This is a genomic window from Methylobacterium sp. J-118, assembly GCF_057836565.1.
Window position 1 is genome coordinate 3,193,733 of record NZ_JBYQFA010000001.1, and the last position, 21,268, is coordinate 3,215,000.

A 21,268-nucleotide genomic window follows, 5' to 3' on the forward strand; every position below is an offset into this window, starting at 1 on the left:
CGCCTTGGTCCTAAGCGGGCCGGGCGTAGCGCCCGTCGTAGCGGCCTTCCCGGATCAGCGCGAGAACCTCCGCCTCCCGATCGGCCTGGGCGCGCACGGCCTCGCGCAGCGTCGGCGCGATTCCCGGCGGGAAGGTCACGACGCCGTCCGCGTCGCCCACCACCACATCGCCCGGATTCACCGTCCAGCCGCCGATGCAGACCGGCAGGTTGGTGGCGCCGGGGCCCGTCTTGAACGGACCGCGCGGGGTCGCGGCACGGGCGTAGCAGGGGAAATCGGACGCCGCGAAGGCGTCGGTGTCGCGTACGGCGCCGTCGATCACGAAGCCCGCGACGCCCCGGCTCTCGGCGATCGCCTTCATGACGTCGCCGACGAGGGCGCGGCTCGTATCGCCGCCGCCATCGACCACGATCACGTCGCCGCGGCGGGCCGCCTCCAGCGCCTGGTGGATGGCGAGGTTGTCGCCCGCCCGGACCCGGACCGTGAAGGCGGTGCCGATCAGCCGGCCGCCGCGATGGAACGCGCGCAGGCCCGCCAGGACCGGCATCCGGTCGAGGCAATCGCTGATCGTCGCCGTCGCGACATCCCCGAACGCGGCGAGCAGGCCGGGATCGACGGAAGGCGGCGGCGGGTTGTGCGTGATGGCGGTCATCGGCCCGGATCTCACCCCAGCGGCTTGCCCGCCGGCTCCGTGCGGAACCGGCGACGCGTCGGGGGATCTTGCCTCAGGAACCGCCCATTGTCGTTCGCGGATCTCGGTGTTCGCTTCTTGAAAGGGATCGTCGAGGGCCGGGGGCCGGCGACCACCGTTCGGGACGATGCGCTAGTGATCGGCCGCCGGCACCGCCCCGCCGCCGCCCGTGGCGAGCTTGCGCCGCGCGTCCGCCTGGCCGCTGGCGGCCCCGAAATAGCTCGCCGAATCGCCGAGCTGGACCGCCGGCTGGCAGTTCGGCGTGCAGGACAGCGATTCCCGATCCAGGCCGCGCTGGACCGTGATGGTCGAATCCCGCGACGCCTCGACCCGGATCATGGTCTCGGCGATCATCGCGCCCGCGTTGTCCAGGGCGATCAGGTTGGTCGAGCCGAAGCTCTTGCCCGTGAGCACGAGCACGCCGTTCTTCTGCGGGGTGACCTCCGCGATGATCGGATTGCCCACGATGACGGTCGCGGTCTTCTCGGGTAGGCGGATGACCTTGGCGTTGTCCACCAGCACGGTCACCACCGGCAGCGGCTCGGACTGGCCGGCCGCCGCGACGCCCGTCATCAGGAGTAGGAGGCCGGCTCGGCCCGCATTCGACAGGGTGCGGCGCATCGGACGTGCTCGAATGGAGGCGGGCGGAGGACGGGGCTCCACCCTTGGTGTCGGGGATACGCTGCACCGGTGAAGGAAGCGCTAAGCAAACTTGCGTGGTGGAACCGCAGCGCGTCGGCCGATTTGCGGGGCATCGCCGAAACTAAACCTTCACCAAGCTTCCAATGGTTACGGCCGACGATGCATCCAAAATCCGATTTAACCGATTTTCAAGGCGTAATTGGCAGTCTGTGCAAGCCGCCGATCGAGACCTTAAAATTCTTCGTCGGTCATCGCTTGAGTTTCCGTCGCACCGTGTTGATCGAAGGATCGCCCCCCATGAAGAGCTTGTTCACGCGTTTCACCTCCGACGAGTCCGGAGCCACCGCCATCGAGTACGGCATGATCGCGGCCCTGATCGCCGTCGCCATCATCGCCGCGCTGAAGACCGTCGGTAACAACCTCACCAACAAGTTCACCCAGATCTCCGGCAACCTGAACTGATCGAACCCCGACGATCACGATCTGCGGCAGGTCCGGGACACCCCCGTCGCGCGTGAGCGGACGGGGGCGTTCCCGGCCGGCCGGCGCCGACGTGGCGCGGAGCGCAGACGGCCTCCGACAAGCGGATGGTCCCGGCCCCGCGCAAATCTCCTTTCCGGCAACTGACAACGCAGGTTGGCCCCATCATGGTCGGTGCAGGCGCGGCAGGCTCTGAGATGGCGGGCCTCGGTCCCGCAGGCTTCGGCCTGCTCGTGCTGTTCCCGTTCCTGATGGCCTACGCGGCCGCGAGCGACCTGCTGACCATGCTGATCCCGAACCGGATCTCGCTGGCCCTGGTGGCGGGTTTCGCGCTGCTCGCGCTCGCCGGCCCGATGAGCTGGGCCGAGGTCGGCTCCCACCTCGGCGCGGGGGCCGCGATCCTCGCGGTCACCTTCACGCTGTTCGCCTGCGGCGTGATCGGCGGCGGCGACGCCAAGCTGGCGGCCGCAACGGCCCTGTGGCTCGGTTTCGACGGTCTGGCCGACTATCTCCTCGTTGCCTCGATCCTCGGCGGCGTCCTGACCCTGGCGATCCTGTTCGCGCGGACGCACCCGCTGCCCCTGCGCATCGCCCGCATGCCGTTCGCCCTGCACCTGCACGACGCCAAGACCGGCATCCCCTACGGGATCGCCCTCGCGGCCGCCGCCCTCCTGGTCCTTCCGGAGACCGAGGTCTGGACCCGGGCGCTCGCCGGCTGACACGCGGCGCGCGGGATTGTGTCCCGCGCCGACCCTGCCGTTTCCACCGGCCCGACTCGATTCCCGGGGCCGCCGTCTGGAGCCCCGGTCCGGGCCCCGCTAAAAGTCCGGCATGCCCCTCGCGCTGCTGCGTCGCCCCGATCCGGAACATCTCGAGGTCCAGCACGAGGGCGCGCGCCTGCGCATCGCACTCCGGCGCCGCCCGACCGCGCGCCGCATCACCCTCCGAGTCTCGGTCGCCACCGGCGAGGTGGTGATCACGCTCCCGAGCCGGACGGCCGTGGACACCGCGCAGCGTTTCGCCGCCAGCCACGCCGGCTGGATCGCCGCGCGGCTGGCCCGTCTGCCCGAACGCGTGGTCTTCGAGCCGGGCGCGCACCTGCCGTTGCGTGGCGCGCCGCACTGCGTGACCCTCCGCGACAGGCGCGGCGGCGCGGTGCGCGTCGAACACGATGCCGGCGGGCCGGTGATCTCGCTCGCCTGCGAGCCCGCCCATGTCGCCCGCCGGATCCGGGATTTCCTGGCCCGGGAGGCCCGGCGGGACCTCGCCGCGGCGGTCGAGCGCTACGCGCCGCGGCTCGGCCAGCGGCCGGGCCGCATCACCCTGCGCGATACCCGAAGCCGCTGGGGATCCTGCACCGCGCGGGGCGAGCTGAATTTCTCGTGGCGCCTGATCCTGGCACCTCCGATGGTGCTGGACTACCTCGTCGCCCACGAGATGGCGCATCTGCGCGAGATGAACCACTCGCCCCGGTTCTGGACGCTGCTGGGGGAGCTGTGCCCGAACGTGGAGGCCGCGGAGGCGTGGCTGAAGCGCAACGGCACCGACCTGCACCGGTACGGCTGAGCGCGGCGGCGGCCGGTCAGCCCTTGGCGCGCAGCACGCGCTGGCCGATGACGGCGTCGGCCGGCCAGGCCGGCCGGGGCTCGACTTCGCCGGGATTGAGGGTGCGCGGGGCGACGCCGTCGCAGATCTCGCGCTGGCGGAGGATCACCGGGTTGCCGAACGCGTCGCGCCGCCGGATCAGGCCGCCCTCCCGGCAATAGCCGGCGATCGCCGCTTGGCCGTTGCGGCGGCCATACGGGTTCTCCGCCACGGGCGGATGCTCGATCACCAGCGTGTCGGTGTGGTTGAGCGAGCGCTCGACATAGGTGGTCTCATCGACCGGCAGGGACTGAGCCCCGGCCTGGGTGACGGCGGCCATCAAGCAGGCGGCCGAGAGGGCGAGCAGGCGCATCACGACGTCACGATCCGGCGCTTGAGGACTGATGAAGACTTATCTAGGCCGTAAGCCGCGCGCCGGGTAGCACCGTCGCGCAACACAGGGCCCGCATCGCTTGACAGCGCGGGTCCGACCATGGTCCGAACACGCCCGATTGTACGGCTCCCGCCCGTCCGGGCCGGAGCGTTCCGAAGGGATCGGTGGTGCCGCTTCACGCGAGGCTCGTTCGTTTCCGGCGCGCTGTCCGGCGCGCCGCGCCGCCGGTTTTCCTCGCCCTGGTCGCGGCGGCGCTCGCCCCCGCGGGGCCCGCCATGGCTCAGGGCATGGTGCGCAAGACCTTCGACGATTGGCAGCTGCGCTGCGAGACGCCGGCCGGCGCCAAGGCCGAGCAATGCGCCCTGGTCCAGTATCTCGCCGCCGAGGACCGGCCGAACCTGACCCTCGTGGTCATCGTCTTGAAGACGGCCGACAACCGCGGCTACCTGCTGCGGGTCGTGGCGCCCTTGGGGGTGCTCCTGCCCTCCGGCCTCGGCCTGAAGATCGACCAGACCGATATCGGCCGGGCCGGCTTCGTCCGCTGCCTCACCACCGGTTGCGTGGCCGAGGTGGTGATGGATGACGGTCTGGTCCGGCAGTTCAAGAGCGGCACGCAGGCGACCTTCATCGTGTTCCAGACGCCCGAGGAAGGCGTCGGCATCCCGCTCTCGATGAAGGGCTTCGCCGCCGGGTTCGACAGCCTGAAATGACGATGCCGCTCGGGAGCCGTGCGATGGTTGGAGGTCGGGACGGAGTGGGGATCTGCCGCCGGTTTGCGCCCCTGTGCGCGACCGCCGCGGTTCTGGTGGTCGCGGCGGCGCTTGCGGCTTTCCCGGCCCGGGCCGAGGAGGGCAACATCTTCTCCAACCTGCTCAAGTTCGGCGGCACGACCGTCCCGCCGTCGCAGGCCGAGGGCCTCGAGCCGCCCTACTGCCCGCCCGTGGAGGTCGCCGAAGGCGCGGCTGCAACCCGCACCCTGGCCGGCTCCGAGGTGCGCACGCAATTCTCCCTCGGCCGTCTCGCCCGGGAATGCACGCGGCTCCAGGACGGCTCGATCTCGGTCAAGGCCGGCGTCGAGGTGAACGTCCTGCTCGGGCCTGCCGGCGCGCCGGGGCGGTTCGATGTCCCGGTCACGCTCCAGATCCGCCATGACGGCAAGGTGGTCACGAGCCGCGTCGAGCGCGCCAGCGTGGTCGTCGGGCCCGGCGAGGCGCAGGGCTTCGCCACCATCGTGGCCGACGCGCTCCTGGTCCCCACCGCGCTGACGGCGGATTACGACATCGCGGTGGCCGTCGGCGCCGGCGGCAAGGGTACCAAGACCGCCACCAAGCCGCGCCGCCGGAAGCCGGCGGTCGCCGCGTCGCCCCCCGCGGGCGGAGGCGACGACGCTGCCCAGTGACGCCGCGGCGCGCCGCGTCGATCCGCGCCCGTCGACGATCGATCGCCACCGGCTCTGGTCGGGCCGCGCGACCCGCTTCCGCCTGGAACCGGCGGACGACCCCGTCTTCGACCGCCGCCTCTTCCTCCCGGACCATCCGACCGGCTGGGTCGTGCTGAGCTACGGGGGCGCTGCCACGGGGGCGCCGCGCCGCCCGATCCTCCGCGTCCTGCGCGGTTCCGACCTTACGCCCCAGGATTTCGTCCTGCCGGGGGCATCCCAGGGCGTGGCGCATTGGCTCGGCCTGATCCCGCCCGATGCGCGGGAGATCCGCCTCTGCGCCGGTCCCGACTTCGTTCTGGAGCGGGTCGGAGCCCGGCGGGAGATCGGGGTGCTGGCGCAATGCCTCCTGCGGCGGCCCTGGCGCTGCGTCGGGGCGCTCTATGAACGGGCCCGCGGCGCGCAGCGTCCCTATCGCGACACCCTGCGCGGCGCCTGCGCGGTGACGCCGCTGGCGCGCTTCCCGTCCTGGGCCGCGGCCCGGACCCGGCCGAGCCTGCTGCCGCCTAACAGCCTGCGGATCCGCTGCCTCGTCCTCGCGCGGCCCGGGGAGGCCACGGCCCTGGCCGCCACGCTCGACGCGCTCGCGGTGCAGACGCACCGCGCGCCAGAGATCGATGTCGCCTGGGCTGGCGAGCCGCCCGGGGCGCCGGACGCCCGCGCCGCCCACCGGCGCTGGGACGAGCGCGCCGGCCCGGACGATCTCATCGGGGATGCCGAGGCCCTGTGCCTCCTGCGGGCGGGCGACATCCCGGAGCCCGATGCCCTGGCGCTCCTCGCGCAGGCGATGCCGGGGGCGGACCTCGCCTACGGCGACGCCATCGGTCCCGACGGGAAACCGCGCCTGAACCCGGATTGGAGCCCGGATCTCGCCCTGGCGACGGGCTATCCGGGCCGGCCCCTGCTGGCGGCGCGGCCGTTTCTCGCCACGGCCCTGCCGGCCCCGGTGGGGCCGATGGCGCAGATGGACCTCGCCCTGGAGTTTGCGGCTGTCGCGGCGCGGGCGCAGGTGGCCCACATCCCGCGGATCCTCGCCCGCACCGTGGCGGCGCCCCTCGACGCCGCCGCCCGGGCGCGGGCGCTCGGCGCGCGCCTGGAGGGAGCGGGCGCACCGGCCGCGACCGCTCTTCATGAGAGTGCCGTCCGGCTGGACTGGCCGCTGCCGCAGCCGGCGCCGACGGTCAGCGTCGTGATCCCGTCGCGCGACCGGCTCGAACTGATCGCCCGCGTCTGCCGGGGCGTCCTGCACGAGACGGCCTACGCGCCCCTCGAACTGATCATCGTTGACAACGGTTCGACCGACCCCGCGGTCCTGGCCCATTACGAGGTCCTGCGCCGGGATCCGCGGGTGCGTATCCGCATCGACCCGCAGCCGTTCAACTTCGCCGCCATGGTCAATGCCGGCGTCGCCCTGGCGACGGGCACCGTGATCGTGCTGCTCAACAACGACGTGGCGGTGCTGGAACCCGGCTGGCTGGACGCGATGGTTCGCCACGCCTGCCGGCCCGAGGTGGGCGCCGTGGGCGCCAAGCTCGTCTACGGCGACGGCACCCTGCAGCATGCCGGCGTCGTCGTCGGCCTCGGCGGACGGGCGGGCCACATCCTGCGCCGCCGGCCCGGGGACACCCCCGGCCATCTCGGGCGCCTGCGCGTCGCCCACGAGGTCGCGGCGGTGACGGCGGCCTGCCTGGCGGTGTCGCGCGAGAAATATCGGGCGGTGGGCGGCTTCGACGCCGAGGCCTTCCCGGTCGACTTCAACGATGTCGATTTCTGCCTGCGGCTCGGCGCCGCCGGCTGGAAGACGGTCTGGACCCCGGCCGCGACCCTGGCCCATCTCGAATCAGTCAGCCGGGGGCCTTCGGTCGGCGCGCAGCGCGTCCGGTTCGAGCGGGAGGCCGCGCGGTTCTCCGAGCGCTGGCGCGAGGCGATCCGCCACGATCCGTTCTATCATCCGGCCCTGTCGCTCACGACCTTCGGCGAGGATCTCGAATGACGCCGCGCCGATCCCGGCGCGGGCTGGCCGATGCGATGCGCCGGGTCCTGAGCCATCCCCGGGAGGCGGGGGCGATCGCCTGGGCGCGCCTGACCGGGAAGCGGCTGCGCGCCCGCCAGAGACTCGCGGCGCTCGTCGGCATCGATCACCGGCTCGCCCTGCCGGAGCGGATCCTCGCGCGGTTTCCGCCGGCTCCCGACGGACCGGGCGACGACATCCGTCTGATCGGCGACGGCGAACTCGTCGCCGGTGCCCCGGCACGGATCGCCGCGGCCTTCGCATCCGATCCCGATCTCCAGGCCGTCTACGGCGACGCGCTCGCGCAGGATCACCCCGGTGGCCCGGTTCTGCCGCTGCTGCCGCCGGTCTTCGACGCCGACCGGCTCGCGGCCTTCGACTATCTCGGGCCGGTCCTGGTCTATCTGCGCGGCGCCCTCGATCCCGGCCAAGCCCCGCTCAGCCCGGCCGATGCCGCGTTCCGCATCGCAGAGCGGCACGGTGCCCGATCGGTCGGCCACCTGCCGGAGATCCTGTCGGTCCGTCGTGGGGGCACGTCCGGCACCGCCCCGCTTGCGGGGGAGGGGAGGGGGGGCATCCAACATCGGGTGGTGGAGGCCCATCTCGCGCGAACCGGCCGCGCCGGAACCGGCATCGTCGCCGCGGCGGACGGTCTGCTGCGCGTGGAGCACCCGCTCCCCGAGCCGCCGCCGCTCGCCAGCCTCATCGTGCCGACCCGGGACCGCCTCGACCTGCTCCGCCCCTGCCTGGACAGCTTGCGGACCGCCACCGACTGGCCGTCCCTCGAGATCCTGGTCTGCGATAACGACAGCCGCGAGCCGGAGACCCTGGCCTACCTCGTCGATCTGGAACGGCAGGGGAGGGGGCACGTCGTGCCCTGTCCCGGTCCGTTCAACTTCGCCGCGATGAACAACGCCGCCGCCGCCCGGGCCAGGGGGGCGCTGCTGGTCTTCGTCAACAACGATGTCGAGGCGTTCCGACCCGACTGGCTGACGCTCATGGCCCGCGAGGCCCTGAGGCCGGAGGTCGGGGCCGTCGGCGCCAAGCTCCTCGACGGCGAGGGCCGCATCCAGCACGGCGGCATCGTGCTCGGCACCGGCGGGCTGGTGACGCACGGGCACCGCCACTTCCCCGGTGATGCGCCGGGCTATCTCGCGGCGCTGCGCGCGACGCACGCGGTCTCGGCGGTCACCGCCGCCTGCCTGGTCGTCGAGGCGGCGAAGTTCCGGTCGGTCGGGGGCTTCGACGACGAACATTTTGCCGTCGATTTCAACGACGTGGATCTGTGCCTGCGGCTCGGCGCGGCCGGCTACCGCACCCTCCTCGTGCCGGCGGCGGTGCTGCATCACCGGGAGGCGGCGAGCCGCCGCTGGACGCCGGAGGCCCGCGCCCGGCACGAGCGCGAGATCGCGGCCCTCGAAAAGCGATGGGGGCCGCTGCTTGCGCAGGACCCCCATTATCACCCGGCTTTCGATCCGGACCTCTCGACCCATGCGCGCCTGCGCACGGGCTTCCCGGGGGGCGGATCCGCCGGCCTGCGCCGTCCGCGCGCCTGACGCCGCTACTGGACGAGCCGCGGCCCGCTGCCCTGGACCTTCTCGTTCTCCGACATGATCCCGAGCCGCTTGGCGACTTCGGTATAGGCCTCGATCAGGCCGCCCAGATCCTTGCGGAACCGGTCCTTGTCGAGCTTGTCGGACGACTTGATGTCCCAGAGCCGGCAGGAATCCGGGGAAATCTCGTCGGCGACGACGATGCGCATCATGTCGCCCTCCCACAGGCGGCCGGTCTCGATCTTGAAGTCAACGAGCCGGATGCCGACGCCGAGGAAGAGGCCCGACAGGAAGTCGTTGACGCGGATCGCCAGCGCCATGATGTCGTCGATCTCCTGCGGCGTCGCCCAGCCGAAGGCCGTGATGTGCTCCTCCGACACCATCGGGTCGTTGAGCGCGTCGTTCTTATAATAGAATTCGATGATCGAGCGCGGCAGCTGGGTGCCTTCCTCCAGGCCCAGCCGGGTCGCCAGCGAGCCCGCCGCCACGTTGCGCACCACGACCTCGAGCGGGATGATCTCGACCTCGCGGATCAGCTGCTCGCGCATGTTGAGCCGGCGAATGAAATGCGTCGGCACGCCGATGTCGTTGAGGTGCTGAAAGACGAATTCCGAGATCCGGTTGTTCAGCACGCCCTTGCCGTCAATGACCTCGTGCTTCTTCGCGTTGAAGGCCGTCGCGTCATCCTTGAAGTGCTGGATGAGCGTGCCGGGCTCGGGTCCCTCGTAGAGGACCTTCGCCTTGCCCTCGTAGATGCGACGGCGGCGGTTCATAGGCGTGTACCGTGGTTTGAGGAAGTCCATGGGCCGAGGCTCCTGATGCGCGACGATGGGGCGGAATCCGCGGCGCGGCGACCGGACGCGAGGTCGGGCCGCCGGACGACCTCTGCCCGAGAGCCCCGGCGACCGGCTTCTAAACTAGCCGAACCGGGCTTCCAGCACAACGCGTTAGCCCGCGGGGCAGGGGTGCCGGATCCGCGTCGACGCGGGGCGCGGGCGCGGATGGCCGGCCGAGTCTCCCCCGGCCGGCCTCGGGCGGAGCGAGCGGCGCAGGGGCGGCGGGGTTCGGCGTCAGGCCCGCCCCGGGATCCGATTCAGGCGGGATGGAGCTGAGCGGGCTCATCCACCGCCGCGTCGAGGCGCTCGAGGGTCCAGTCCGTCGGCGACAGGCGCAGCACCGTGTCGTGATAGGCCGTGAGGCTGGGCCGGTGGGCGACGCTGACCACGGTCGCGCCGGTGCGGCGCAACTGGTCGTACAGGAGCTGTTCGGTCTCCGGATCGAGGGCGCTGGTCGCCTCGTCGAGGAAGACGCAGCGCGGCCGGCTCGCGAGGATACGGGCGAAGGCGATCCGCTGCTGCTCGCCGAGGGACAGGATCCGGCCCCAGTCGCGCCGCGCCGCGAAGCCGCCCGCCTGTTCCGCGAGGTCCGGCAGGTGCACCCGTTCGAGGATCGCCTGAAGCTCCCCGTCGCTCAAGGACAGGCTCCGCTGACGGGGATAGGTGAGCTGCAGCCGCAGGTCACCCAGCGGCATGTAGGGCCGCTGCGGCAGGAACATCATCGTGGCGGGATCGGGCATCTCGATGGTGCCCTGTCCCCGGGTCCAGAGCCCGGCCATCGCGCGCAGGAGCGAACTCTTGCCGATGCCCGTCCGGCCCACGATCAGCAGGCGCTCCCCGGCGCCGAGGCTGAGGGTGAGCCGCTCGACGAGATGGCGCTCGCCCGCCGGCGTCTGGACCGACACGTCGCGGAGCGCGATCCCGTCGGTGCTCCCATAGCGCAGGGTGATGCGCGGGGCGTCGTCCGGCCGGGCGTTGGCGGCCAGCGCGTTGAACGTCTCCTGGATCTCAGCGATGCGCACCACCGTCGGGGCGGCCTCGACGATGCTCGGGATGAAGCGCGAGACCACGCTGAGGCCGCCGACGATCATGCTCGCCGCCGCGATCCCGGCCGTCATGGTCCCGTAATCCATCGCTTCCGCGAAGAACACCGGCGCCAGGCAGATCGCCGGCAGGGCATGCCAGATGATGGCGGTGAGTTCGCCCGCCCCGGCGATCACCAGGGCGTAGCGGACGATGCGTAGCCGCCTGGCGAGGACGATCCTCAGCCGATCGAGCAGGTGCCCCCGCTCCGCGGCCTCGCCCTGATAGAACGCGATGGTTTCCGCATGATCGCGCACGTGCAGCAGGCCGTAGCGCAGGTCCGCCTCCGCGACCGTCACGTCCCATTGCTTCCGGATCAGCGGCCGATAGACGACGTAGTTCAGGACGATCTGCAAGCCGACATAGGCCAGCGTCGCGATCAGCATCGACCGGGAGATGCTCGCCAGGATCGCGACCTGGACGCCGACATCGATGCTCGCATGGGTCAGCTCCCGCGGAAAGCGGCTGACGGCCTCGCAGAACGGCTCGACCTGCTCCTGGATGCGCTGATCGGGATTGTCGATCGACTGCGTGAGGCTGATCTCGTAATAGGTCCGCGCCGATAGGTATTGATCGATCAACCGGGTCGTCAGCCATCCGCGCCAGTGCACATTGAGGTATTGGCTGGACAGGATCTGCAGCGTGCTGATGATCTGGCGCAGGAAATTGAGGCCAAGCAGCGCGAAGAACAGCGGCCAGTACGCCGATGCGTTCCTGGCGACGAGCTGGTTCGTGAGGCTCGCGGTGGTGGTGGTCACGTAGCCGCCCGCGATGCCGTAGGCGGCCGACAGGACGATCCCCGCGAGCGCGAGCAGCCAGGATGGCCACGCCCCCCGACGCAGCCAGTAGGGTTTGAGAACTGCCCAGAGTCGCCGCGCGAAGCGGGTGTCCAGCTTGAAATTGCCGGGATCCGTCGCGACGCGGCTCGCCTCGGCCGAGGCGAGGCCGGTCACGGATTGGTCCTGCATCGCATCGTGTCCGGTATTCGATCACGTATCGGCAAAATCCCGGTTTCAGAAGGTCTCGGACCGTGTGCGGGTTCTGAGCGCAGCCCTGGAGATCGCGGGCCTGCACAGCGGGCCCGAGGATCCCGGCACAGGTCAGAACGTGAGATGGACCGAACCCACCACCGTCCGCCCCTGGCCGAGCCAATTGCCGCCGCCGAAGGTACCGATCGACTGATAGTACCGACGGTCCAAGAGATTGTACACGTTGATCTGGGCGAAGGCCGTTTCGGTGACGTCATACTTGATGAGCGCGTTGAATGTCGCGTAGCTCGGCTGCCTGATCTGATAGAAGAACGCTTGCGGACGGCGTCCGGCAACATCGTAATACACGCCCGAATGGGCCGTTGTGCTGCGGAAATCGGTACCGAACCCGATCCGTACCCGCCGCAATTGCTGATCCAGTTCGTCCCACCCGGTCCAGGGCCGGAAGGTCGTGAACAGCTTGGCAATATGTTTTGGGAACAGGTAGGTTGTCTTCTGGTTTGACCCGTCGCCGGAAAATGATTTGTTGTCGTTGAACGTGTAGTTCGCGTTTACATCCCAATCCGGCGTGACCTTGCCCGACACGGCCACATCGAACCCTTGCGAGATCGCCCGGCCGGCCGGCAGGAAGCAGCAGCTCAGCAGCGATGTCGGATCCTGATTGTAGGGTTGGCTCGGATCCAAGAGGGGCACATTGATCAATTCCGATTGATAGAATGCCAGCGACGATTGGAGTTGATTATCGAAATCGCTGCGCTTGATGCCGGCCTCCCAGGTATGGCCCTCCATCGGCGGCATCAGCTTGCTCGGCGCGGACAGGTTCTGGCTGATCTGATAGATCGTCGTGTAACTTCCGTATATCGATGTCTGCGGATCGATATCCAGCGTCAGCCCGACATCCGGGATCGGGATGTGAATGTTGCCGCTGTTGGAGGTAATGGTCGTTCCGTTATTGAACTCTTGGATATTCTGCTGGAAGCCGCTGATCCGTTCGGCTATCAGGAGATGCGCCCACGGAACGGGCGACAGACGGATGCTTGCGTAACCGCCGATCTGGGTGAGGTCATAGGCCTTGTCGTATTGATCCACCTTGAAATATTTGGACAGGGGCATCCGCGGCAGTTCATATCCCGAATACCCGAGGACGTTGATGCGTGTCGCGTTGGGATAGGAATAACTGAGCGGCTGATTCGGCAAGGCCTGGTTGATGTATTGGATGCTGGTGCCGAACGTTGTCTCGATCGGCACCCCAAAAAGATCGTCTTTACCGGTAATGAAACTGTCGAGCAGATACTGATCGGATTTGCTCTGATTGTATGTTGCGAACCAGCGCGATCCGGTGTTGTTCGCGAGGATGCCGTTATTTTCTCTGGCGTTGAAATTCAAATTGTCGTTTTTCGAGCTCTGCAAATTGACGGAGCTGTTCAGATTGAATTGCCACCCCTCCACGATATCCTGCCGGACCTGGGCAAAATACTCGTCGGTGACGATATCGGTCTTGGCCCACGGTGCGCAGAGGCAGATCGACCTGGAGAACGGGATGAAGGCGCCGCCCTTGTAGGTCGGCAGACCGTTGAACCACGGCACGGCGTTCGTCTCGTTGTGGGTCCCGCCGAGATTGATCTGCGTCCCCTCCGCCGGACGGATCTCGGCGTTGAGATAGCCCTGATTGACGGTCTTGTTCGAGATCCGGTAAAAATTCTCGGTGTCGTCGTGGACGAACGATCCCCGGATGCTGACCAGTCCGTCGAGCATCGGGCCGGTATTGATATCGCCGACGGTTCTCTTGCTTCCGAACGAGTCGAACGATTGGTCGATTGAGCCCGTCAGCCGGTCGAGGGGCCGCTTGCGCTGCAGGCTGAGGGTGCCGCCGGGCGAGCCGGTGCCGCTGTACTGGCCGCCGGAGCCGCGCAGGATCTGCACGCTGTCGTATTGCGACAGGTCGATGACCGGGATGTAGCTGGATCTGAACGATTCGCCGAGGTCACCGATCAGGATCGGGGTGCCGCCATCCACCGACAGGCTGGTGATCTGGTTGCCGCGGGAATAATAGGCGCTGCTGAGGTTGCTCTGGCCGGCGCCGCCGCCTGTTTGCCTTATCAGGCCCGGCGCGGCATCGACGGCCTGATCGAGGGTCGTGATCTTCTGATCCTGAAGCTGCTGCTGCGTGATGACCGAGACGCTCTGCGGCGTGTCCTTGAGCGACAGGGGTGTCTTGCTGGCGACGTTGGCGGCGGCGGCGCCGTAGCTTCCCGATCCCTCGGTCGCCAGGGGGTCGCTGCTGCCGTTGGCGTTAATGCCGTTGCCGGTGACGTCGATGTCGGCGATGTCGGTGGCGGCGCCCCCGGACGCCGCGGGGGCCGGCCGGGCCGTGACCATCACCATGCCGTTGGCGCCCACGCTCATCCGCAGGGGCGTGCCCGCGATGGCCCGCGCGACCGCATCCGTCTTGCTCATCCGTCCCCGGATCGGCCCGGCCTTCAGGCCCTGGACCGCCTGCGGCGGAAACGAGATCGGCGACCCCGAAACCGTTCCGATCTGCGTGAGCACGTCGCCGAGTGTGCCGGAGCTTATCGCGAAGTCGACCGCGCCGTCTTCGGCGCGTGCCAAGTTGCCGAGTGTGACATGTGCCGGCACCGCCAATAATATTGGCAGACTCGATAGCAGATATACTTTTCCGATACGCCGCAAGCTCATGCCACGCCCCCACGACTCGGGCTGTTCCAGCCCTTTCTGTTGTCCTGGGATGACGAGCGAGATCGCGAAAGCGCAACCGGTTCCGGCGCGTCAGGGGTTGATTGCTGGGCCCGCGACGGAGAACAGCAGCGCGCCGTCTCCGAAGACGCGGCCGATGGCCCGGTCCACCTCCGCCGCGCCGACCGCCGCGATCATCGCCGGCCATGCATCCAGCCAGTCTGGCTGCCGGCCCTCGACCTGAAGCGTCAGCAGGGCGCCGGCGAGGGCGGAGGAGCTGGCGAGCCCCATGTCGTGCGAACCGATCAGGTAGCTCTTCGCCGCCTCCAATTCGGCGGCGTCCAGGCCCGTCTCGGCGAGGCATCGCATCTCGCCGCGGAGCCGGTCGATCATCTCGGGCACGCGGTCGTTACCGGTCCGCGTCGAGCCGATGAGCGTGCTCGCCCCCCGGAACGGGGCCACGCTCGTTCCGACCGCGTAGCAGAGCCCATCTCTCTCCCGCAGCGCCCGGAACAGGCGGGAGGTCAGGCCGCCGCCGCCGAAGCAATGGTTCGCCACGATCGCGGCGGCGATATCCGGATCGTCCCGGGGGAGGGCGGGCCGGCCGAAGACGATCGCGGTCTGCGGCGCGGCGTGGTCGGTCCGGACCAGTTCGCCCAGGCCGCCGAGTTCGGTTCGGGCGACCGGCGGGGCGGCCCCGCCGGGGAGCGCCGCGAAGGCGCGATCGAGGAGCGGCCCGAGCGCGTCTGCGGTGATCGCCCCGACCACCGCCACGTGAAGGTTGTCCCGGGTCAGCAGCCGCGCCTGAACGGCCCGGAGGTCGGCCTCGCCGATCCGCGCGATGGAGGCGAGGTCGCCCTGGACCGGCCGCGCATAGGCATGGCCGCGGAAACCCCGCGCCATGAAGGCCTGCCGGGCGACCTCCTCGGGCCGGCCGCCGGCGGACCGGATCTGCGCGGCGATCACGGCGCGCAGCCGTTCCACCGCGTCGGGCGCCAAGGCGGGCTCCCGGACGGCGAGCCCCAGCAGCGTGAAGGCGCTCTCCGCCGTCCGGACGAGGCAGGTGAGGCTGCCCTGGAGGCCGTCGAGCCCGACGCTGGTCCCCAGCCGGATCGCCCCGTCGCCGAGGGCCTCGTGAAAAGCGGTTCCGTCGAGGGCGCCGGCCCCCTCCGTGAGCAGGCCCCCCAGCATGCGCGTCGCCCCGGGGGCGCCCTCTGGATCGAGACGCGCGCCGCCGCGGAAATCGAAGGCACAGGTCAGGACCGGGCGGGTGTGGTCCTCGATCAGCCAGGCCGCGATGCCGCCGGGACTGCGCAGGATTCGGATCCGCTCCGCGTAGGTCGAGGGGGCGGGCGAGGGGGGCTGCGATGGCATGGACGCGGTCTCGATCCGGGTGGAAACGGCACGGCTGGGGACGGTCGATCTCCCGGCGACCGGGTCGCGCCGGGCCCCCGGCGCCCTCAGCCGCCGACGAGGTAGCCGGAGACGCCGTGCCGGCGGTCGAGGAATGTCAGCGCCGCGGCGAGCGCCTCCGGCGTCACCGCCTCGATGCGGTCCTGCCAGCCCGCGAGGTCGGCGAGGCTCGCGCCCAGGGCTAGGGACCGCCCGTACCAGGTCGCCAGCTGCACCTGCCTGTCGCGGGCATAGAGGGCGTCGGCGACGATCTGCGTCTTGGCCCGCGCGAGCGCGGCCGGCGCGAAACCGGTGTCGCGCACGGCTTGAAGGGCCGCCTCCACCGCGTCGTCGAGGGCCTCCGGCGTGACCCCGACGGCCGGCTCGGCGACGAGGTAGCAGCGCGATTCCTGGGCGAAGTACTCGCTCAGGTAGTACACGCCGACTGAGGTCGCGCAGCGCGTCTCGACCACCAGCCGCCGGTGCAGCGCGGAGGTCCGGCCCCCGCCCAGCAGGTGGCACAGAACCTCCAGGGCCTCCGCCTCGCCGGGGGCTGCCGTGCGGGGCGAGGGTACCGCGTGAAGGCGCTGCAGTTGCGGCTGCCGGACGCGCGCATCCGCCAGGGTGATCCGCCGGCCGACCGGGGGCAGCGGGTTCGGCGCCGGGCGCCGGATGAAGGCCGCCCCGCCGGCAACCGGGCCGTAGGCGTCGTCCGCGAGCCGCACGACCTCCTCGGCCGTGGTGTCGCCGGCGACGATCAGGATGGCGTTGGCGGGCGCGTAGAAGCGCCCGTGATAGGCCTGCGCGTCGGCGCCCGTGAGGCCGGCGATCTCATGCCGCCAGCCGATGATCGGGCGCCCGGCCGGATGCTCCGGGATCAAGGCGGCCGCCATGGCCTCTTCGAGGAGCGCTTGCGGCCGGCCGTCGGCCACCAGGGCGCGCTCTTCGAGGATGACCGCGCGCTCGGTCGCGGCCACCGCCGCGTCGATGGTGAGCCGGCCCATCCGGTCGGCTTCGAACGCCATGCAGGCGCTCAGGTGCGGACGGGGAACCTGCTGGTGGTAGCAGGTGTAGTTCCAGCTCGTGAACGCGTTCTCCTGGCCGCCGACGCTCCCCAGGAACGCGCTGAACGCCCCGGCCGGGTGGCGCGCCGTACCCTTGAACATCAGGTGTTCCAGGAAGTGTGCGGTGCCCGATCGTCCGGGCGGATCCTCGGCCGCCCCGGTCCGATACCAGACCATATGGGTGACCACGGGGCTGCGCCGGTCCGGGATCACGACGATCTGCAGGCCGTTCGGCAGGCATGCGGCCTCGACGGCGACCGGCTCGCCGCCGTCGGGCGCCGGGCTGTTGGATGCGGTGGGACGATGCATCACGGGCGGCATCCTGGGCCGGCGGGTTTCGGACGGGCGCCTCGGCCCCTCGGCAGGCCGGACGGTTTTTTTTGAGCGGGCGCCGGTCCATGGCGCGCAGGCCGACGCGTGCGATCGCGTCCCGCTCGGCTCAGGGGGCGCCGGTCGCGTCTTCGAGGCCGACGAGGCCGATCTTGAGGTAGCCCGCCGCCCGCAGCAGGTTCATCACCTGCATGAGTTCGCCATAGGGCACCCCCTTGTCGGACCGGAGGAAGATGCGTTCCTCCTTCGAGCCGTTCGCGGCGGCATCGAGGGCCGCGGCGAGGGCCGGGCGGGCCACCGGCTCCTCGCCCAGGGCCAGGGACAGGTCCGCCCGCACGCTGAGGAAGATCGGCTTGTTCGGGTGCGGCTGCGGCCTGGCGTTCGACGTCGGCAGTTCGACCGGGACGGTCACGGTCGAGAGCGGGGCCGCCACCATGAAGATGATCAGCAGCACCAGGATCACGTCGATGAACGGCGTGATGTTGATGTCGGCGTTCTCGCTGAGATCGCCGTCGTCGCCCGATCCGACGTGGAAGGCCATCGCGTCACTCCGCCGCCGCGCGCAGGCCGACCGTCGGCCCGAAGGCCTCGGAGTCGCGCCGGTCGAGGTCCCGGGAGAGGTGACGCAGGACGAGGGCGGCGGCATCGCCGACCAGCATCCGGTAGCCTCCGATCGAGCGGGTCAGGGCATTGTAGATCACCACCGCCGGGATCGCCGCGACGAGGCCGATGCCGGTGGCGAGCAGCGCCTCGGCGATGCCGGGGGCGACCACGGCGAGGTTCGTCGTGTTGGACTTCGCGATGCCGACGAAGCTGTGCATGATGCCCCAGACGGTCCCGAACAGGCCGACGAAGGGACCGATCGAACCGGTCGTGGCCAGGATGCCGGTGCCGACCGCCATGCGCCTCGCCGCGGCGGCTTCGATGCGCTGGAGGCCGATGGCGGCGCGCTCCTTGATCCCCTCGGCGGCCAGACCCTGCGAGGCGGCGAGCTCCTCCTCCACCTCCAGGAGAAGGTGGGCGGCGATCCCCCGGCGGACCCTGAGCCCCGCCTCGGCGAGGCTGCGCGCCGCGCCGATCGCCGCGAGGTCCGCGTTCAGGCGCCATCTGGCGAGCCGGAGGCCGAGTCCCTTGACCAGCAGCACCACCCAGGACGCCATGGAGGCGCACGCGAGCAGGATCATCACGCCCTGCACGACCGGGTCGGCGTGGAGAAACATGCCGGCCGGCGTCAGGTCGTGGTCCTTCGGGGTCGCGGCCGCGACCGCGGGCCCGGCGGAGACGGGCGGTGACGGGGCGTCTGCCGACGACGAGGACGGCGGAGCCGCGACGGCCGGCGCGCCGGTCTCCCCGCCCGATACGGCCGGCGCGGTCTGACCGACTGTCTCGACATCCTGGGCGCCTGCGGATCCCGCGACCGGGCCGATGAGCGGCATGGCCAGCACGACAAGCCTCAGCAGCCGGCGCACCGCGCCGGACGGGAGGAACGGATGGATTGCTGCGATCCATGCCGGCATCGTTTCTAGCCCCCTGGAGAAGACGGTTCCCTATGCTTGTGCGACGAGCCCCGGAATCCGAAACGGGGCGCCGCGATTTTCTTCGCCTCGCGCCGGCGCTGCTCCGGGTTCAGGGGCCGCTCAGCGGGGGCGGAAGTTCATCCGGAACGTCAGGGTCTGCGGGCCCGCGGGCGGCGGCGGCAGCGGCGAGGCCCTGTGGACGGTCTGGACCGCGGCGGCGTCGAGTTCCGGCGAGCCGGAGGACGCGATCACCGCCGCGGCGGTGACCTGGCCCGAGGCGGCGATGGCGACCCGGAGCGTCGGGCTGCCGCTCAGCGCCACGCCGGAGGGAAAGCGCTTGTTCCGGTTGAGGGCCGCCGAGACGAGGCTCTTCCAGTCGGCGGCGGACAGGGAATTGGCCGCTCCGGCCGCAGCCGCGGCGGTCGCCGCGGCGTGCTGCTCCGAGCGCGGCGCGCTGGCGGTGCGGAGGCCGACCTTGCGCACGACCCGCAGCGTCCGCTCGGGCGGCTTGCGCGTCACCGGCTTCCGCTCGGCCGGCTTCGCCTTCTCCCTGTGCTGCGGAAGCGGCGCGACCGCCTCGACCGGCGCCTCCGCGACCTTCGGTACCGGCTCGACCGTCTCCTCCGGTGGTGCCGGTTCCGGCATGGTGGGCTCGGCCTGCTCCTCCGGCTTGGCGACGGCGGCGTCCACCTGCGAGGCGGCCTGCCGGATCTCGGGGGCGAGGTCGATCACGATCGCCCCCATCTCGTCGGGGCGGGCCGGGTCCGGGATCCGGGCGCGCGTCAGGAGAAAGGCGGCGCCGACATGCAGCCCGACCACCAGGAGGGCGGCGGCGCCCCATCCGGCGGCCAGCGCCCGGCGGCGGCTCCTATCCTCCGCCTGAAGCGCCCGCCTGCGATCCGGATGGATCCGACCCTGGGCGGTGAGGGGCATCGCGCCCAAGGACCACATCCGCCCATCGGAGCCCCCATCACGACCCGGCCGTGCGCGGCCATGCGTGCCCCGACGGCCGATCTCGGCCTCATGGAGGGGGCGCCGCGCTTCCGGACGCGGGACGAAGAGCTGCAAGGCTGGCCATCCCCGAGCCGACATGCTTCATCTCCCTGAAGACGCCGCCCCGCGACGGCACGGCCGCTTCGCAGCACCGCTTCGAGGAAGACGGGGCTGACGCCCGGAGTGACACCCCCCGCGGCGAAAAAGTTTGCGGGAATGCATGGTCCTCCGGTCGGCTCAGGCGATCACGTCGACGCTCAGCCAGAAGGGCGTCACGGCGCGGATCGTGACCGGGGCGATTTCGGTGAGGGCGTCGAGCGTGCCGTGCGGGTCGCTGACGTCGAACACGCCCGCCACCCGCACCGCCGCGGCCGCCGGCGAGACCCGGATGAGGCCGACGAAATACGGCTGCAACGAGCGAACCACGCCGGCGAGATGGCCGTCGCGGAGGATCAGGAGGCCCCTGGTCCAGGCGGCCTCGACCTCGACATCGGCACGTCCCTGACGCAGCGCGCCGTCCTCGAACGTGAGGGTCTCGGTCGCCTCGACGCTGAGCCGCCGCCCCCCGACGGTCGCCCGCACCGGCGCATCGAGGCCGACCATCGCGAGGGACGGGCCGTTCCGGTGCAGCGACAGGCGCCCGGCCGTCGGTTCGAGCAGCCAGTCGCCCATCGTGACGTGCACGGGCCGGCGCCGTGCGGCATCGAGCGTCACGAACAGGTCGCCGGTCAGGAGATCGATGCGGTCGGTCCCCGCGTCGCCGCCCAGATTGACGGCCGAGCGCGGCCCCAGGATCAGGCTCCCGCCGCCCGCGAGGTCGAGCGCCCGCCGCTCGCCGGTCCATGTTGTTTGGTCGGCGAGGAGATCACCGAGGGGGCGCACCCTGTCCGCCAAACCGGCTCCGGCCACCGCGGCGCCGCCGAGGGCCACGGTCTTGACGAAGCGGCGGCGGCTCATCTCGCCTCGGACGAGGCGCCGGCCGAGGCCGTCCCCTGATACGGGTTGCGCGTCGCGGACGAGATCCGCCCGGGCGAGCGACGCGGACAGGCGGCCCCAGGCCTCCCTGTGCGCGGCATCGGCCTCATACCAGGCGGCGAAGTCCCGGCGCTCGCACGCCGTCACCGCGCCGGAATTCAGATTGACCATCCAGGTGATCGCCTCGATCACCGCGGGAGGAACTTCTTTGGACGAACCTGAGACCGGCGCATCGGCGCGAAATCTCTCGGAGGATCTGGACTTCGCCACGGGCTCTCAGCCCCGGTCCGGGTGGTGTTGGTAGAAGCGCATCAGGCCCTGCGCGATATAGCGTCGGACCATCGTCACCGACACGCCGAGTTCCCGGGCGACATCGGTGTATGTCATGCCGTCGATATGGCTGAGCAGGAAGGCCGCCCGGGCCCGCGGCGACATCGACGCCAGGATCCTGCTGATCTCGCGCAGGGCCTCCAGCACGATGAGCTGGTGTTCGGGGGACGCGACCGTGCCGACGGGGGCCCGCGCGAGTTCGGCCTCGTAATCCTTGCGCAGTTGATTTCGCCGAAAGATCTCGATCATCAGCCGTTTGGCGATCGTGATCA

General features: G+C 70.6%; 20 protein-coding genes (1 of these 20 only partly in view). 7 read left to right on the forward strand and 13 right to left on the reverse strand.

Going from position 1 to position 21,268, the window contains the following annotated elements; translation table 11 throughout:
- Positions 1 to 10: 10 nt before the first annotated feature.
- A complete protein-coding gene (locus AC3IF3_RS15395) occupies positions 11 to 652 on the reverse strand; it encodes an RraA family protein (protein WP_489229432.1) in 642 nt (213 codons plus the stop codon).
- A 171-nt stretch (positions 653 to 823) separates the two neighbouring features.
- Complete coding sequence (locus AC3IF3_RS15400) at positions 824 to 1,312, reverse strand: pilus assembly protein N-terminal domain-containing protein (protein WP_489217045.1); 489 nt, start codon at positions 1,310 to 1,312, stop codon at positions 824 to 826.
- 318 nt (positions 1,313 to 1,630) lie between these two features.
- Here AC3IF3_RS15400 and AC3IF3_RS15405 point away from each other — a divergent pair, with 318 nt between their 5' ends.
- From AC3IF3_RS15405 to AC3IF3_RS15415, 3 genes are all read left to right on the forward strand, one after another.
- The gene (locus AC3IF3_RS15405; RefSeq protein ID WP_243968360.1) at positions 1,631 to 1,795 is read left to right on the forward strand and encodes a Flp family type IVb pilin; all 165 of its coding nucleotides are present in this window, start codon (positions 1,631 to 1,633) and stop codon (positions 1,793 to 1,795) included.
- 185 nt (positions 1,796 to 1,980) lie between these two features.
- Positions 1,981 to 2,532: an A24 family peptidase gene (locus tag AC3IF3_RS15410; protein WP_489229433.1), complete on the forward strand. Its 552-nt coding sequence runs from the start codon at positions 1,981 to 1,983 to the stop codon at positions 2,530 to 2,532.
- A gap of 112 nt (positions 2,533 to 2,644) precedes the next feature.
- Positions 2,645 to 3,379 (forward strand): M48 family metallopeptidase, encoded by a 735-nt coding sequence (locus AC3IF3_RS15415; RefSeq protein ID WP_489229434.1) that lies wholly within the window; start codon positions 2,645 to 2,647, stop codon positions 3,377 to 3,379.
- 16 nt (positions 3,380 to 3,395) lie between these two features.
- Here the strand turns inward: AC3IF3_RS15415 and AC3IF3_RS15420 are convergent, their stop codons facing one another.
- Positions 3,396 to 3,770, reverse strand: coding sequence for a hypothetical protein (locus AC3IF3_RS15420; protein ID WP_243968427.1), 375 nt, complete (start codon positions 3,768 to 3,770; stop codon positions 3,396 to 3,398).
- A gap of 185 nt (positions 3,771 to 3,955) precedes the next feature.
- Between AC3IF3_RS15420 and AC3IF3_RS15425 the strand changes: the two genes are divergently transcribed.
- The 4 genes from AC3IF3_RS15425 (at position 3,956) to AC3IF3_RS15440 (ending at position 8,796) form a co-directional block, all read left to right on the forward strand.
- Positions 3,956 to 4,501 carry an invasion associated locus B family protein gene (locus AC3IF3_RS15425; protein WP_409564807.1) on the forward strand — a complete coding sequence of 182 codons (546 nt, stop codon included), beginning with the start codon at positions 3,956 to 3,958 and terminating at the stop codon, positions 4,499 to 4,501.
- A 23-nt stretch (positions 4,502 to 4,524) separates the two neighbouring features.
- Complete coding sequence (locus tag AC3IF3_RS15430; protein WP_489229435.1) at positions 4,525 to 5,190, forward strand: hypothetical protein; 666 nt, start codon at positions 4,525 to 4,527, stop codon at positions 5,188 to 5,190.
- Positions 5,191 to 5,341: 151 nt separating this feature from the next.
- Positions 5,342 to 7,222 carry a glycosyltransferase family 2 protein gene (locus AC3IF3_RS15435; RefSeq protein ID WP_489229436.1) on the forward strand — a complete coding sequence of 627 codons (1,881 nt, stop codon included), beginning with the start codon at positions 5,342 to 5,344 and terminating at the stop codon, positions 7,220 to 7,222.
- Complete coding sequence (locus AC3IF3_RS15440) at positions 7,219 to 8,796, forward strand: glycosyltransferase (protein ID WP_489229437.1); 1,578 nt, start codon at positions 7,219 to 7,221, stop codon at positions 8,794 to 8,796. Before AC3IF3_RS15435 ends, AC3IF3_RS15440 begins: the two co-directional genes overlap by 4 nt.
- 5 nt (positions 8,797 to 8,801) lie before the next feature.
- Here AC3IF3_RS15440 and purC read toward each other — a convergent pair whose 3' ends face one another.
- The 10 genes from purC to AC3IF3_RS15490 all read right to left on the reverse strand — a co-directional run.
- Positions 8,802 to 9,596, reverse strand: a complete 795-nt coding sequence (purC, locus tag AC3IF3_RS15445; RefSeq protein WP_091789573.1) for a phosphoribosylaminoimidazolesuccinocarboxamide synthase — start codon at positions 9,594 to 9,596, stop codon at positions 8,802 to 8,804.
- Between the two features lie 290 nt (positions 9,597 to 9,886).
- Positions 9,887 to 11,680, reverse strand: coding sequence for an ABC transporter ATP-binding protein/permease (locus AC3IF3_RS15450; protein WP_489229438.1), 1,794 nt, complete (start codon positions 11,678 to 11,680; stop codon positions 9,887 to 9,889).
- 132 nt (positions 11,681 to 11,812) lie between these two features.
- Positions 11,813 to 14,338 carry a TonB-dependent siderophore receptor gene (locus tag AC3IF3_RS15455; protein WP_489229439.1) on the reverse strand — a complete coding sequence of 842 codons (2,526 nt, stop codon included), beginning with the start codon at positions 14,336 to 14,338 and terminating at the stop codon, positions 11,813 to 11,815.
- A 150-nt stretch (positions 14,339 to 14,488) separates the two neighbouring features.
- Entirely contained in the window at positions 14,489 to 15,769 is a 1,281-nt protein-coding gene (locus AC3IF3_RS15460; protein WP_489229440.1) for a M16 family metallopeptidase, read from the reverse strand.
- Positions 15,770 to 15,855: 86 nt separating this feature from the next.
- Positions 15,856 to 17,160, reverse strand: coding sequence for a M16 family metallopeptidase (locus AC3IF3_RS15465; RefSeq protein WP_489229441.1), 1,305 nt, complete (start codon positions 17,158 to 17,160; stop codon positions 15,856 to 15,858).
- Between the two features lie 130 nt (positions 17,161 to 17,290).
- Positions 17,291 to 17,722, reverse strand: coding sequence for a TonB system transport protein ExbD (exbD, locus tag AC3IF3_RS15470; RefSeq protein ID WP_489229442.1), 432 nt, complete (start codon positions 17,720 to 17,722; stop codon positions 17,291 to 17,293).
- A 4-nt stretch (positions 17,723 to 17,726) separates the two neighbouring features.
- The gene (exbB, locus tag AC3IF3_RS15475) at positions 17,727 to 18,698 is read right to left on the reverse strand and encodes a tonB-system energizer ExbB (RefSeq protein WP_489229443.1); all 972 of its coding nucleotides are present in this window, start codon (positions 18,696 to 18,698) and stop codon (positions 17,727 to 17,729) included.
- 120 nt (positions 18,699 to 18,818) lie between these two features.
- Positions 18,819 to 19,631 carry an energy transducer TonB gene (locus tag AC3IF3_RS15480; protein WP_489231310.1) on the reverse strand — a complete coding sequence of 271 codons (813 nt, stop codon included), beginning with the start codon at positions 19,629 to 19,631 and terminating at the stop codon, positions 18,819 to 18,821.
- 297 nt (positions 19,632 to 19,928) lie between these two features.
- The gene (locus AC3IF3_RS15485) at positions 19,929 to 20,858 is read right to left on the reverse strand and encodes a DUF4880 domain-containing protein (protein ID WP_489229444.1); all 930 of its coding nucleotides are present in this window, start codon (positions 20,856 to 20,858) and stop codon (positions 19,929 to 19,931) included.
- Between the two features lie 84 nt (positions 20,859 to 20,942).
- A protein-coding gene (locus AC3IF3_RS15490) for a sigma-70 family RNA polymerase sigma factor (protein ID WP_489217071.1) crosses the window boundary here: on the reverse strand, positions 20,943 to 21,268 show its 3' portion. 271 nt of this gene lie beyond the right edge of the window; only the last 326 of its 597 coding nucleotides appear in the window; its start codon lies beyond the right edge, outside the window; its stop codon occupies positions 20,943 to 20,945.

Bases quoted from the DNA above. Each gene is read 5' to 3' on its own strand.
- AC3IF3_RS15440 (WP_489229437.1), top strand. From the start codon at position 7,219: ATGACGCCGCGCCGATCCCGGCGCGGGCTGGCCGATGCGATGCGCCGG.
- AC3IF3_RS15395 (WP_489229432.1), bottom strand. From the start codon at position 652: ATGACCGCCATCACGCACAACCCGCCGCCGCCTTCCGTCGATCCCGGC.
- AC3IF3_RS15405 (WP_243968360.1), top strand. From the start codon at position 1,631: ATGAAGAGCTTGTTCACGCGTTTCACCTCCGACGAGTCCGGAGCCACC.
- exbD (WP_489229442.1), bottom strand. From the start codon at position 17,722: ATGGCCTTCCACGTCGGATCGGGCGACGACGGCGATCTCAGCGAGAAC.
- AC3IF3_RS15430 (WP_489229435.1), top strand. From the start codon at position 4,525: ATGGTTGGAGGTCGGGACGGAGTGGGGATCTGCCGCCGGTTTGCGCCC.
- purC (WP_091789573.1), bottom strand. From the start codon at position 9,596: ATGGACTTCCTCAAACCACGGTACACGCCTATGAACCGCCGCCGTCGC.
- AC3IF3_RS15480 (WP_489231310.1), bottom strand. From the start codon at position 19,631: ATGCCCCTCACCGCCCAGGGTCGGATCCATCCGGATCGCAGGCGGGCG.
- AC3IF3_RS15415 (WP_489229434.1), top strand. From the start codon at position 2,645: ATGCCCCTCGCGCTGCTGCGTCGCCCCGATCCGGAACATCTCGAGGTC.
- exbB (WP_489229443.1), bottom strand. From the start codon at position 18,698: ATGCCGGCATGGATCGCAGCAATCCATCCGTTCCTCCCGTCCGGCGCG.
- AC3IF3_RS15465 (WP_489229441.1), bottom strand. From the start codon at position 17,160: ATGCATCGTCCCACCGCATCCAACAGCCCGGCGCCCGACGGCGGCGAG.
- AC3IF3_RS15420 (WP_243968427.1), bottom strand. From the start codon at position 3,770: ATGCGCCTGCTCGCCCTCTCGGCCGCCTGCTTGATGGCCGCCGTCACC.
- AC3IF3_RS15400 (WP_489217045.1), bottom strand. From the start codon at position 1,312: ATGCGCCGCACCCTGTCGAATGCGGGCCGAGCCGGCCTCCTACTCCTG.
- AC3IF3_RS15410 (WP_489229433.1), top strand. From the start codon at position 1,981: ATGGTCGGTGCAGGCGCGGCAGGCTCTGAGATGGCGGGCCTCGGTCCC.
- AC3IF3_RS15460 (WP_489229440.1), bottom strand. From the start codon at position 15,769: ATGCCATCGCAGCCCCCCTCGCCCGCCCCCTCGACCTACGCGGAGCGG.
- AC3IF3_RS15450 (WP_489229438.1), bottom strand. From the start codon at position 11,680: ATGCAGGACCAATCCGTGACCGGCCTCGCCTCGGCCGAGGCGAGCCGC.